At 47.0% G+C, this 13,457-nt stretch carries 11 protein-coding genes; all 11 read left to right on the top strand.

The features are described 5' to 3' along the window. The first annotated feature begins 1 nt into the window (after window position 1). The 11 genes from proS (at window position 2) to ribF (ending at window position 13,375) form a co-directional block, all read left to right on the top strand. A complete protein-coding gene (gene proS / locus OVA33_RS16450; RefSeq protein ID WP_017417785.1) occupies window positions 2-1,696 on the top strand; it encodes a proline--tRNA ligase in 1,695 nt (564 codons plus the stop codon). A gap of 111 nt (window positions 1,697-1,807) precedes the next feature. After that, entirely contained in the window at window positions 1,808-6,121 is a 4,314-nt protein-coding gene (locus tag OVA33_RS16445) for a PolC-type DNA polymerase III (RefSeq protein WP_025649455.1), read from the top strand. A 239-nt stretch (window positions 6,122-6,360) separates the two neighbouring features. Beyond that, window positions 6,361-6,831: a ribosome maturation factor RimP gene (rimP, locus tag OVA33_RS16440; protein ID WP_014417787.1), complete on the top strand. Its 471-nt coding sequence runs from the start codon at window positions 6,361-6,363 to the stop codon at window positions 6,829-6,831. Between the two features lie 39 nt (window positions 6,832-6,870). Next, window positions 6,871-7,992: a transcription termination factor NusA gene (gene nusA, locus OVA33_RS16435; protein WP_003154195.1), complete on the top strand. Its 1,122-nt coding sequence runs from the start codon at window positions 6,871-6,873 to the stop codon at window positions 7,990-7,992. 13 nt (window positions 7,993-8,005) lie between these two features. Further along, window positions 8,006-8,281 carry a glucose-induced regulator RulR gene (rulR, locus tag OVA33_RS16430; RefSeq protein ID WP_003154193.1) on the top strand — a complete coding sequence of 92 codons (276 nt, stop codon included), beginning with the start codon at window positions 8,006-8,008 and terminating at the stop codon, window positions 8,279-8,281. Between the two features lies 1 nt (window position 8,282). Then, window positions 8,283-8,585, top strand: coding sequence for a YlxQ family RNA-binding protein (locus tag OVA33_RS16425; RefSeq protein ID WP_003154192.1), 303 nt, complete (start codon window positions 8,283-8,285; stop codon window positions 8,583-8,585). A gap of 19 nt (window positions 8,586-8,604) precedes the next feature. Further along, window positions 8,605-10,755, top strand: a complete 2,151-nt coding sequence (infB, locus tag OVA33_RS16420) for a translation initiation factor IF-2 (RefSeq protein WP_015417484.1) — start codon at window positions 8,605-8,607, stop codon at window positions 10,753-10,755. Then, on the top strand, window positions 10,752-11,030 hold the full coding sequence (locus OVA33_RS16415; protein WP_003154188.1) for a DUF503 domain-containing protein: 279 nt from the start codon (window positions 10,752-10,754) through the stop codon (window positions 11,028-11,030). Before infB ends, OVA33_RS16415 begins: the two co-directional genes overlap by 4 nt. A 16-nt stretch (window positions 11,031-11,046) precedes the next feature. After that, a complete protein-coding gene (rbfA, locus tag OVA33_RS16410; RefSeq protein ID WP_017417787.1) occupies window positions 11,047-11,400 on the top strand; it encodes a 30S ribosome-binding factor RbfA in 354 nt (117 codons plus the stop codon). A gap of 84 nt (window positions 11,401-11,484) precedes the next feature. Next, entirely contained in the window at window positions 11,485-12,414 is a 930-nt protein-coding gene (gene truB, locus OVA33_RS16405) for a tRNA pseudouridine(55) synthase TruB (RefSeq protein WP_017417788.1), read from the top strand. 19 nt (window positions 12,415-12,433) lie between these two features. Further along, on the top strand, window positions 12,434-13,375 hold the full coding sequence (gene ribF / locus OVA33_RS16400) for a bifunctional riboflavin kinase/FAD synthetase (protein ID WP_017417789.1): 942 nt from the start codon (window positions 12,434-12,436) through the stop codon (window positions 13,373-13,375). Window positions 13,376-13,457 lie beyond the last annotated feature (82 nt).

Below are 13,457 nucleotides of genomic sequence, written 5' to 3'. Positions count from 1 at the left end.
CATGAGACAAAGTTTGACGCTTATTCCGACCCTGAGAGAAGTGCCGGCTGATGCTGAAGCAAAAAGCCATAAGCTTCTGCTGAGAGCGGGATTTATCAGACAAAATACGAGCGGGGTTTACAGCTACATGCCCCTGGCTTACAGGGTCATTCAAAACATTCAGAAGATCGTGCGTGAAGAAATGGAAAAAATCAACGCGGTGGAAATGCTGATGCCGGCCCTTCAGCAGGCTGAAACATGGCAGGAATCAGGCAGATGGTATACGTACGGGCCTGAATTAATGCGTCTGAAAGACCGCCACGGCCGTGAATTTGCTTTAGGCGCGACACATGAAGAAGTCATTACTTCTCTCGTGCGCGATGAGGTGAAATCTTATAAGCGTCTGCCGCTCACTCTTTACCAGATCCAGTCTAAATTCAGAGATGAAAAACGCCCGCGTTTCGGGTTATTGCGCGGACGCGAATTCATCATGAAAGATGCGTATTCTTTCCATGCTTCTGAAGAAAGTCTGGAGGAAACGTACCAAAACATGTACGGCGCATACAGCAGCATTTTCGCACGCTGTGAATTAAACGTCCGTCCCGTTATTGCCGACTCAGGCGCGATGGGCGGAAAAGATACGCATGAATTTATGGCTCTTTCTGAAATAGGGGAAGATACCATCGCTTATTCCGATGGATCCTCTTACGCAGCCAATACAGAAATGGCGGAAGTTGTCATGAACAGCGAGCCGTCAGATGAAACACCCGAGGCATTGGAGAAAATTGATACGCCGAATGTCAAAAGCATTGAAGAGCTCGCTTCGTTCTTGCAGATCGAGCCGAGCGCCTGCATCAAATCAATGCTGTTTAAAGCTGATGACCGATTTGTTCTCGTGTTAGTGAGAGGCGATCATGAGGTCAATGACGTGAAAGTGAAAAACCTTCTGAACGCGGAAGTGGTTGAGCTTGCGTCTCATGAAGAAGTAGCGGAGAAACTTGGCACGGAGCCGGGATTTGCGGGGCCGATCGGCGCTGCCGGCGACATTGAGATTTATGCCGACCAAGCCGTGAAAGTAATGGTAAACGCTGTTAGCGGCGCGAATGAAAGAGACCGTCATTACCGAAACGTAAACATCGAACGTGATGCGTCTGTAAAAGCGTATGCCGATCTTCGAATCATTCAGGAAGGCGATCCGTCACCTGACGGAAAAGGCACGATCCGTTTCGCTGAAGGGATTGAGGTCGGACAAGTCTTTAAACTCGGCACGCGTTACTCTGAAGCGATGAATGCGACATACCTTGATGAAAACGGGCGTGCGCAGCCGATGCTGATGGGATGTTACGGAATCGGCGTGTCCAGAACGCTTTCAGCCATCGCTGAACAGCATCACGACGAAAAAGGCTTGATCTGGCCGAAAAGCGTTGCTCCGTATGATCTTCATATTTTGGCGCTGAATATGAAAAACGAAGCGCAAAAAGAGCTTGCTGAACAGCTTTACGGCAAATTCCAGGCGGAAGGTTATGAGGTATTATACGATGACCGCGCTGAACGCGCAGGCGTGAAGTTTGCTGATTCTGATCTGATCGGCCTTCCGATCCGCATCACTGTCGGAAAACGTGCCGACGAAGGCATCGTAGAAGTGAAAATCCGCAAAACCGGTGAATCTGCCGAAGTTTCAGTGGATGAGCTTTCTGAATTTATCAAGACGAAGTAATCACCATAACGAATCACACAAAATCATGTTAAAATAGAGAAAAAAGAAGGTACCTCATCACCTGCGGAGGTACCTTCACTTATGATGTTTTAAGGGAGGGATACTGTCTGAATGGAACAGTTATCAGTAAACAGAAGACAGTTTCAGATTCTTCTGCAGCAGCTTAATATGACAGATGATACCTTCATGACATACTTTGAAGACGGAGAGATTGATAAACTGACAATCCATAAAGCAGAAAAAGCCTGGCATTTCCAATTTCGCTTTAAGGCTCTTTTGCCGTATCAAATATATGACTCATTCATGATGAGGTTAACACAATCGTTTGCTCACATCGCCCGTGTCACATCGTCTGTTCAGGTCATTGACCCCACAGTGACAGAGGAGCTTGTACAGGATTATTGGACACGCTGTATTGAAGAGCTTGAAGGAACCTCGCCGCCGATGGTGGCTCTTTTGAATCAGCAGAAGCCGAAGCTCAAGGGAAACAAGCTGATCGTGAAAACAAAAACAGATACAGAAGCATCTGCGCTCAAAAATAAATACAGCGCACTGATTCAGCACAGCTATCGCCAATTCGGCTTTCCGGAACTGCAGCTGGATACCGAAATTTTCGTATCTGACCAAGAAGTCCAGAAATTCCGCGAGCAAAAGCTTGCTGAAGATCAGGAGCGGGCGATGCAGGCGCTTATCGAGATGGAGAAGAAGGAAAAAGAGGGCGATGAGGATCAGGCACCGTCCGGACCGCTTGTCATCGGCTATCAAATTAAAGAGAACGAAGAAATCCGGACGCTTGACAGCATCATGGATGAAGAAAGAAGAATTACGGTGCAGGGGTTTGTGTTTGATGCTGAAACACGCGAGCTGAAAAGCGGACGCACGCTCTGCATTTTCAAAATCACGGACTATACAAACAGCATTTTAGTAAAAATGTTCGCCAGAGAAAAAGAAGACGCCGCTTTGATGAAAACGCTGAAAAAAGGCATGTGGGTGAAGGCGCGGGGAAGCATTCAAAACGATACATTCGTCAGAGACCTCGTCATGATTGCAAATGACGTGAATGAAATAAAAGCCAAAACCCGTGAAGACACCGCTCCTGAAGGCGAAAAACGGGTTGAGCTTCATCTGCATTCTCCGATGAGCCAAATGGATGCTGTAACGGGCATCGGAAAGCTTGTCGAACAGGCGAAAAAATGGGGACATGAAGCGATTGCGTTAACTGATCATGCCGTTGTGCAGTCTTTCCCGGATGCCTATTCCGCCGCGAAAAAACACGGCATTAAAATGATTTACGGAATGGAAGCCAATATCGTAGATGATGGCGTTCCGATCGCATACAATCCAGCTCACCGTCTCCTGGAAGAAGACACATACGTCGTCTTTGACGTTGAAACGACAGGTCTGTCCGCAGTGTATGACACGATCATTGAGCTTGCCGCAGTCAAAATAAGAGGCGGAGAAATCATCGATAAATTCGAAGCGTTCGCCAATCCGCACCATCCGCTGTCAGCAACGACGATAGAGCTTACCGGGATTACGGACGACATGGTCCGCGACGCTCCCGATGTCGTTGACGTCGTCCGGGATTTTAAAGAATGGATCGGCGATGACGTGCTTGTGGCTCATAACGCCAGCTTTGATATGGGATTTTTAAATGTGGCGTACAAGCGTCTTTTGAAAACGGAAAAAGCGAAAAATCCGGTCATTGATACGCTGGAACTCGCGCGTTTCCTGTATCCTGAGTTTAAAAATCACCGCTTAAATACGTTATGTAAGAAGTTTGATATCGAATTAACCCAGCATCACCGAGCGGTCTTTGACGCTGAAGCAACGGGCTACCTGCTGTTGAAAATGCTCAAAGATGCCGCTGAAAAAGACATTTTTTATCATGATCAGCTGAATGAGAATATGGGACAATCCAATGCTTATCAAAGATCAAGACCTTATCACGCTACATTGCTTGCCGTAAATGAGACCGGCCTTAAAAATCTGTTTAAGCTCGTGTCCATTTCTCATATTCAATATTTCTACAGAGTGCCGCGCATTCCGAGGTCGCAGCTTAATAAATACAGAGAAGGTCTGTTAATCGGCTCTGCCTGTGACAGGGGAGAGGTCTTTGAAGGCATGATGCAAAAATCTCCTGAAGAGGTTGAAGATATCGCATCCTTCTATGACTATCTTGAAGTGCAGCCGCCGGAAGTATACAGACACCTTCTGCAGCTTGAGCTCGTCCGGGATGAAAAAGCGCTGAAAGAAATCATCGCCAACATTACGAAGCTCGGAGAAAAATTGAATAAGCCGGTCGTGGCTACGGGAAATGTCCACTATTTAAACGATGAGGATAAAATTTACCGGAAGATCTTAATATCTTCCCAAGGCGGCGCCAACCCGTTAAACAGACACGAACTGCCTAAAGTGCACTTCAGAACGACAGATGAAATGCTGGAGGCTTTCTCCTTCCTCGGTGCGGAAAAAGCGAAAGAAATCGTGGTTGACAATACGCAGAAAGTCGCTTCGATGATCGATGAGATCAAACCGATCAAAGACGATCTGTACACGCCGAAAATTGACGGGGCTGATGAAGAAATCCGTGAAATGAGCTATCAGCGCGCCAAAAGCATTTACGGTGAAGAGCTTCCTGAAATTGTGGAAGCGAGAATAGAAAAAGAATTAAAAAGCATCATCGGCCATGGATTCGCCGTTATTTATCTCATCTCTCATAAGCTTGTAAAACGGTCTTTGGATGACGGTTATCTCGTCGGCTCCCGGGGGTCCGTCGGTTCATCGCTTGTGGCGACCTTAACGGAAATCACTGAAGTGAACCCGCTCGCTCCGCACTATGTGTGCCCGAGCTGCCGATATTCCGAATTCTTTAATGACGGATCAGTCGGTTCCGGTTTTGACCTTCCGGATAAAACCTGCCCGTCTTGCGGCACGCCTTTGAAAAAGGACGGACATGATATCCCGTTTGAAACGTTCTTAGGCTTTAAAGGTGACAAAGTACCCGATATCGACTTGAACTTCTCAGGTGAGTATCAGCCGCATGCCCATAACTACACGAAAGTATTGTTCGGTGAAGATAACGTGTATCGCGCGGGAACGATCGGCACCGTCGCGGAAAAGACGGCTTACGGATATGTGAAAGGCTATGCGGGCGATCACAACCTACACATGCGCGGCGCAGAGATCGACCGTCTGGTGCAAGGCTGCACCGGCGTTAAGAGAACGACCGGCCAGCACCCGGGGGGGATTATCGTTGTCCCGGATTACATGGATATTTACGATTTTTCCCCGATACAATTCCCGGCAGATGCGACGGGGTCTGAATGGAAAACGACTCATTTTGACTTCCACTCCATTCATGACAACCTGCTGAAGCTTGATATATTGGGGCACGATGATCCGACAGTCATCCGGATGCTTCAGGATTTAAGCGGAATTGATCCGAAGACGATTCCGACAGATGATCCGGAAGTTATGAAGATTTTCCAAGGTACAGAATCGCTAGGCGTCACTGAAGAGCAGATCGGCTGTAAAACGGGGACGCTCGGCATTCCTGAATTCGGGACGCGATTTGTGCGGCAGATGCTTGAGGATACGAAGCCGACGACGTTCTCCGAGCTTGTCCAGATTTCCGGGCTTTCCCACGGAACGGACGTATGGCTCGGCAATGCGCAGGAACTGATACACAACAATACGTGTGAACTGAGCGAAGTGATCGGCTGCCGTGATGACATTATGGTTTACTTGATCTATCAGGGCCTTGAGCCTTCACTGGCCTTTAAAATCATGGAATTCGTCCGTAAAGGCAAAGGCCTGACGCCGGAATGGGAAGAAGAAATGAAAAAGAACAATGTGCCGAACTGGTATATTGATTCATGCAAAAAAATCAAATACATGTTCCCGAAAGCCCACGCCGCCGCATACGTGCTGATGGCGGTGCGGATTGCATACTTTAAAGTGCATCACGCGCTTTTATATTATGCTGCGTATTTTACCGTCCGCGCAGATGACTTTGACATTGATACAATGATTAAAGGCTCGACCGCCATCAGAGCGGTGATGGATGATATCAGCTCTAAAGGGCTTGATGCTTCGCCGAAGGAGAAAAACCTCCTTACCGTGTTAGAGCTTGCGCTTGAAATGTGTGAGCGCGGCTATTCCTTCCAGAAGGTCGATCTATACCGTTCGAGCGCTTCGGAATTTATCATTGACGGCGACAGTCTCATCCCGCCGTTCAACTCAATTCCGGGACTCGGAACCAACGCCGCTCTCAATATTGTGAAAGCGCGGGAAGAAGGGGAGTTCCTTTCAAAAGAAGATCTTCAAAAACGCGGAAAAGTGTCAAAAACCATTTTAGAGTATTTAGACCGTCACGGCTGTCTTGAGTCCCTTCCGGACCAAAATCAGCTGTCTCTGTTTTAAGCTTTGTGCACAGCCGCCGAGCGGAGTTTGATTTGCATTAAATATATGGTTATGGTATAGTTTTATTGGAAATGCTAACGATTACCGAGGCAAAGAGTGGGGAAACCCGCTCTTTTGTATTGAACAGGCAATTTTGCCTCGACATGTCCATCGTTTTCTCAATGCCCCTGCTCTTTTGAAGCAGGGTTTTTATGCAGAGGAACGGCTGATATGATATCGACAGCACAAGGAGGAAAAACATGAGCAAAAAAGTGACTGATACCGTTCAAGAAATGGCTCAGCCCATACTGGATGACCTTCACCTTGAACTCGTAGACATTGAATTTGTCAAAGAGGGTCAAAACTGGTTCCTTCGCGTGTTTATTGATTCCGAGAACGGTGTTGATATTGAGGAGTGCGCCAAAGTCAGCGAAGCGTTAAGCGAAAAGCTGGATGAGGCCGATCCGATCACCCAGAACTACTTTCTTGAAGTATCTTCTCCTGGAGCCGAGCGTCCATTAAAGAAAAAAGCCGACTTCGAAAAATCACTGGGCAAAAATGTGTACATGAAAACGTACGAACCGATTGACGGTTTAAAAGTGTTTGAAGGCAAATTGGCTGAATTTGATGGACAAACTGTTACAATAGAGATGACGGTCAAAACAAGAAAGAAACGGGTCAATATTCCGTATGAAAAAATAGCTAACGCGAGATTAGCTGTAACATTTTAATGAATGAAGTATTAGTGTTTAAGGGGGGAGACCGCTAACATGAGCAGTGAACTATTAGATGCTCTCACTATTCTTGAAAAAGAAAAAGGCATCAGTAAAGACATTATCATCGAAGCAATTGAAGCTGCCTTAATTTCCGCGTATAAGCGAAATTTTAACCAGGCGCAAAACGTACGGGTCGATCTGAACCGTGAGACGGGCACGATCCGCGTGTTCGCAAGAAAGGATGTCGTAGACGAGGTATACGATTCAAGACTTGAAATCTCGCTTGACGACGCCCAGCACATCCATCCGAACTACCTTGTCGGAGATGTCGTTGAAATAGAAGTAACGCCGAAAGACTTCGGCCGCATTGCTGCGCAGACGGCGAAACAAGTGGTGACGCAGCGTGTCCGTGAAGCTGAGCGCGGCGTGATTTACTCAGAATTTATCGATCGTGAAGAAGACATCATGACGGGAATTGTACAGCGCTTAGACAGCAAGTTTATTTACGTGTCTCTCGGCAAGATTGAAGCGCTGCTGCCCGTCAATGAACAAATGCCGAATGAGAGCTATAAACCGCACGATCGGATTAAAGTATTTATCACAAAAGTCGAAAAAACGACAAAAGGGCCGCAGATCTATGTATCAAGAACGCATCCTGGCCTGTTGAAGCGTCTTTTTGAAATCGAAGTGCCGGAAATTTATGACGGAACGGTCGAACTGAAATCCGTTGCCAGAGAAGCGGGCGACCGCTCTAAAATCTCCGTCCGCACTGATGACCCTGACGTTGATCCGGTCGGTTCATGCGTTGGTCCTAAAGGCCAGCGGGTGCAGGCGATCGTCAATGAACTGAAAGGCGAAAAAATTGATATCGTCAACTGGTCTGATGATCCGGTTGAATTTGTTGCCAATGCGCTCAGCCCGTCTAAAGTGCTGGATGTCATCGTCAGCGAAGAAGAAAAAGCCACGACTGTCATCGTTCCTGATTACCAGCTTTCTCTGGCAATCGGAAAAAGAGGGCAAAACGCCCGCTTAGCCGCGAAACTGACAGGCTGGAAAATCGATATCAAAAGTGAAACGGATGCAAGAGACCTTGGCATCTATCCGAGAGAGCATGAAGAAGATGACGATTTAGAGCCGCTCTTTATGGAGCCTGAAACAGCCGAATCGGATGAATAAGAGGTGACTTTAGGTGAATAAGCGAAAAAAAATTCCTCTGCGCAAATGCGTGGTAACGGGGGAAATGAAGCCTAAAAAGGAACTGATCCGAATTGTCCGTTCTAAAGAAGGAGAGATTTCAGTCGATCCGACCGGAAAGAAGAACGGGCGGGGTGCCTATATCACCCTTGAGAAAGAATGCATCTTAGCTGCGAAAAAGAAAAACACATTGCAAAATCAATTTCAATCACAAATCGATGACCAGATTTTCGAAGAATTGCTGGAACTGGCGGAAAAGGTGAAAAAATAACATGTCTGGAATGGAATGGTTTCCCTTGCTGGGTCTGGCCAATCGAGCTCGTAAGGTCGTGTCGGGCGAGGACTTGGTTATAAAAGAAATTAGAAATGCGCGTGCAAAACTTGTTCTGCTGACAGAAGATGCATCTGCGAATACTGCAAAAAAAGTATCCGATAAATGCAATTATTATAAAGTGCCTTATAAAAAAGTCGAAAGCCGCGCGGATCTCGGCCGCTCTATCGGCAAGGAATCACGTGTCGTTGTCGCCGTCACTGACCAAGGTTTTGCGAATAAGCTGATCAGCTTGCTCGATTAATATTTTTGGGGGTGAACGAATGGCTAAAATGAGAGTTTACGAATATGCAAAAGCCATCAATGTTTCAAGCAAGGAAATTTTGACTGCGCTGAAAAACATGGATATAGTAGTAAATAACCATATGGCAATGCTTGAAGAAAAGACCATTAAGCAGCTTGATGCGAAATTTAAAAAAGGCGGCGCCGGCGTTACATCTCAGAAGCCTGCGGAAACGAACAAAAACAAGCCGCAAGGGATTAATCAGCAGCCTGCTGGGAATCAACCAAACAAAATTCGAGACGGAAAGAAGAATGACGTGCAGAATAATCAATTTAACAAAAACAAGAAGAATAACAACAACAACAAAAACAAAAACAAACGCAATCATAACAACAAAAATCAGTATCAGCAAAAACCGCTGAAGCCGAAAAAAGAGCTTCCTGAGAAAATTACGTTTTCCGGCTCTTTAACAGTCGGAGCTTTAGCCGAGGAACTGGGCAAAGAGCCGTCTGAACTCATTAAAAAACTGATGCTTCTGGGCGTAATGGCTACCATTAACCAGGAGCTTGACAAAGACACAATCGAACTGATCGCATCTGAATACGGTGTAGAAACAGAAGAAGTGATTGTGCTTGAAGAAACTGAGCTTGAAAAATATGAAGAGGCTGACAAAGAAGAAGATCTTCAAATCCGTCCGCCTGTCGTGACGATCATGGGCCACGTTGACCACGGGAAAACGACCCTCCTTGACAGCATCAGAAAAACAAAAGTTGTTGAAGGAGAAGCCGGCGGAATCACCCAGCATATCGGGGCTTACCAGATCGAAGAAAACGGCAAAAAAATCACGTTCTTAGATACTCCGGGACACGCGGCGTTTACAACAATGCGGGCGCGCGGTGCGGAAGTAACTGATATTACCATTTTAGTCGTAGCGGCCGATGACGGCGTTATGCCGCAGACAGTCGAAGCCATCAACCATGCGAAAGCGGCTGAGGTTCCGATTATCGTTGCCGTGAATAAAGTGGATAAAGAAAGCGCGAACCCTGACCGTGTCATGCAGGAGCTGACTGAATACGGACTCGTTCCTGAAGCATGGGGAGGAGAAACGATTTTCGTTCCTCTGTCCGCTCTTACAGGCAAGGGAATTGACGAGCTTGTCGAAATGATTCTGCTTGTCAGTGAAGTGGAAGAGCTGAAAGCCAATCCGAACCGTCAGGCAAAAGGAACGGTTATTGAAGCTGAGCTCGATAAAGGAAGAGGATCTGTCGCGACACTTCTCGTTCAAACGGGAACATTGAATGTCGGAGATCCGATCGTTGTCGGAAATACATTCGGCCGCGTGCGGGCCATGGTTAATGATCTCGGCCGCCGCGTGAAAACAGCCGGACCGTCTACACCTGTAGAAATCACGGGCTTAAACGACGTACCGCAGGCTGGCGATCAATTCCTCGTCTTTAAAGACGAAAAAACAGCCCGTTCTGTCGGTGAAGCACGCGCTTCTAAGCAACTGGAAGAACAGCGCAGCGACAAAGCGAAGCTGAGCCTCGATGATCTGTTTGAACAAATTAAACAAGGCGATGTCAAAGACATCAATTTAATCGTAAAAGCTGACGTTCAAGGTTCAGCCGAAGCGTTAACAGCCGCTCTTCAAAAAATTGAAGTAGAAGGCGTAAAAGTGAAAATCATTCACACAGGCGTCGGTGCGATTACGGAATCAGACATCATTCTCGCATCTGCTTCAAATGCAATCGTTATCGGGTTTAATGTGCGCCCAGACGGAAATGCTAAGAGCACGGCTGAAGCTGAAAATGTAGATATCCGTCTTCACCGTATCATTTACAAAGTCATCGAAGAAATTGAAGCGGCGATGAAAGGAATGCTTGATCCTGAATACGAAGAAAAAGTCATCGGCCAGGTTGAAGTGCGCCAAACATTCAAAGTGTCGAAAATCGGCACGATTGCCGGCGGATATGTAACAGACGGCCACATTACACGTGACAGCGGACTCCGCCTGATCCGTGACGGCGTGGTCATCTTCGAAGGGGAAGTAGACGTTTTGAAACGCTTCAAAGATGATGTGAAAGAAGTTTCACAAGGATATGAATGTGGTATTACAATTAAGAAATACAATGACATTCGCGAAGGCGACATCCTTGAAGCGTATGTCATGCAGGAAATCGAAAGAAAGTGATCGGATTTGCGGAATGTGAATGCATCATTTATGATGCGGGATCATTAAAGGAGAAACGAGCCGTTCTGAAGCGGATTATAACGAGGGTTCAGAATAAGTTCAACGTGTCGGCCGCAGAAATCGGCTATCAGGACACTTGGCAGCGGACCAGCTTCGGAATCGCCGTCGTCTCCTCCTCTCACGTTCAGGCGGAAAAGGAGATCCAGCGCGTACTCGCGTTTATTGACTCCTTTCCCGAAATAGAACGGACGATCACTAGAACAGAGTGGTTTTAACTTAGAGGTGATTGAATTGAGTATGAGAGCAAACCGTGTCGGCGAGCAGATGAAAAAAGAGCTCGGGGATATTATCAGCCGAAAGCTGAAAGACCCGAGAATCGGATTTCTCACTGTAACAGACGTACGTGTTTCAGGTGATTTACAAATAGCGAAGGTGTATATCTCCGTTCTCGGCGGAGATAAAAAGAAAGAGGAGGCGCTGAAAGGGCTTGAGAAAGCGAAAGGATTTATCCGTTCCGAAATCGGCAGCCGAATCAGACTCCGCAAAACGCCTGAGCTTGAATTTGAATTTGATGAATCAATTGAGTACGGCAACCGTATTGAAACATTGATTCACGAACTGCATTCAGATAAACCGTCTGAATAACAAGGAAAGAGGATGGGCGAGTGTCGTCTGTCCTCTTTTCTGCGTTTTACGGGATACAATTGATAACAAAGGAGCGAAAGACATATGGTTAACGGAGTTCTCCTTTTACATAAACCGGTCGGCATGACTTCTCACGACTGTGTAATGAAAATAAGAAAACTGTTAAAAACAAAGAAAGTCGGGCATACGGGAACGCTTGATCCGGAAGTGTCAGGCGTACTGCCGATCTGTGTCGGACGGGCTACAAAGATCGTTGAGTACGTCACCGACAAGTCAAAAACGTACGATGCTGAGATCACTCTCGGCTTCTCCACATCGACCGAAGACCAGACTGGAGAAACGGTCAGCGTAAAACCTGTCAAGGAGCCGCTGAAAGAAGCGGATATCAAAGCCGTTTTAGACGAACTGAAGGGACCGCAGGAGCAAGTGCCGCCGATGTATTCCGCTGTAAAGGTCAACGGAAAAAAGCTCTATGAATACGCCAGAGCCGGTATTGAAGTGGAGCGGCCGAAGCGGAATATCACGATTGAAGATATCGCGCTCACTTCCCCTGTCACTTATAAAGAAGACACAGCATCATTCCGCTTTACAGTCACGTGCTCAAAGGGCACTTACGTGAGAACATTGGCGGTGACAATCGGTGAAAAACTCGGCTATCCCGCGCATATGTCGCATCTCATCCGCACCGCTTCCGGCGATTTCAGCCTTGATGAGTGTTTCACGTTTGAGGAACTTGAACAGCAGGTTTCAGACGGAACGGTTGCAGAGCATGCCGTGCCGATTGAAAGAGCGCTCAATCATTTGCCGAAATGGGTCATAAGTGATACATTAGCTAAGAAAGCTGAAAACGGGTCGGTGTTTGACATCCCGGCGGAATTTTCTGCAATGACAGCTGACGCCCGTATAGCGGTCTGTACTGAAGACGGAGAATGTGTGGCCATTTATATGCCGCATCCTTCAAAAAAAGGACTGCTGAAACCGGCTAAAGTGCTCATGCAAAAAAGCGAACAATAAGAAAAAAGGTGACCGTTCTGTGAAGACGATACATATTTCTCATCCGCATCATTTACAAAAAGAAGAGCAGCCGGCGTCTGTCATGGCGCTCGGCTACTTTGACGGCGTTCATTTGGGACACCGGAAAGTAATCGGAACAGCCAGACAAATTGCCGAAGAAAAAGGCCTGTCGCTGGCCGTTATGACGTTTCATCCCCACCCTTCCCATGTGTTGGGCAGGGACAAAGAGCCAAAGGATCTGATTACGCCGCTTGAAGATAAAATCAGCCAGATCGGGCGTTTAGGCGCTGATGTGCTGTATGTCGTAAAGTTTGATGAAGCGTTTGCGTCTCTGTCTCCAAAACAGTTTGCCGAGGAGTATATTTTAGGGTTAAACGCGCGGCACGCTGTGGGAGGCTTCGATTTCACGTACGGAAAATACGGAAAAGGCACGATGGAGACGCTGCCGGACGATTTAAACGGCAAGGCCGGATGCACGACTGTCGAGAAACTGACCGAGCAGGACAGAAAGATCAGCTCTACTTATATCCGGTCAGCGTTGCAGGATGGTGACGTTGAACTTGCGCACACTCTTCTCGGCCAGCCGTATTTTATCCGGGGCACTGTGATTCACGGAGACAAAAGAGGCCGCACCATCGGTTTTCCGACCGCGAATGTCGGCCTGCACAACAGCTATATCGTGCCGCCGACAGGCGTGTATGCAGTGAAAGCCGAAATAAAAGGCGAGGTGTATGAAGGCGTCTGCAACATCGGCTACAAACCGACCTTTTATGAAAAGCGTCCCGATCAGCCGTCAATTGAAGTGCATTTGTTTAATTTTCAGCAGGATGTATACGGAGAAGACGTTAAAATCGAGTGGTACAAACGAATTCGAAGCGAACGGAAGTTTAACGGCATCGATGAACTGACGGCTCAGATCGGGAAAGACAAACAAGAAGCGATCCGTTTTTTCAGCAAATAACGGAAAAAACATCAAAAGTACACAAATTTTCTTCTAAAAGATTTGCATATGGGCGCGATTTTTAGTATCATATGTTTCGTAG

It is taken from the genome of Bacillus sp. KICET-1, assembly GCF_027721405.1.
GTDB lineage: Bacteria > Bacillota > Bacilli > Bacillales > Bacillaceae > Bacillus > Bacillus velezensis.
Note: the sequence above shows the minus strand (reverse complement) of the source record. Positions and strands in the feature narration are given on the sequence as shown.

What these genes read in the sequence shown, in the direction of transcription:
- OVA33_RS16425 (WP_003154192.1), top strand. Translation starts at nt 8,283, where the DNA reads ATGTCTGGAATGGAATGGTTTCCCTTGCTGGGTCTGGCCAATCGAGCT.
- nusA (WP_003154195.1), top strand. Translation starts at nt 6,871, where the DNA reads ATGAGCAGTGAACTATTAGATGCTCTCACTATTCTTGAAAAAGAAAAA.
- proS (WP_017417785.1), top strand. Translation starts at nt 2, where the DNA reads ATGAGACAAAGTTTGACGCTTATTCCGACCCTGAGAGAAGTGCCGGCT.
- truB (WP_017417788.1), top strand. Translation starts at nt 11,485, where the DNA reads ATGGTTAACGGAGTTCTCCTTTTACATAAACCGGTCGGCATGACTTCT.
- OVA33_RS16445 (WP_025649455.1), top strand. Translation starts at nt 1,808, where the DNA reads ATGGAACAGTTATCAGTAAACAGAAGACAGTTTCAGATTCTTCTGCAG.
- rimP (WP_014417787.1), top strand. Translation starts at nt 6,361, where the DNA reads ATGAGCAAAAAAGTGACTGATACCGTTCAAGAAATGGCTCAGCCCATA.
- infB (WP_015417484.1), top strand. Translation starts at nt 8,605, where the DNA reads ATGGCTAAAATGAGAGTTTACGAATATGCAAAAGCCATCAATGTTTCA.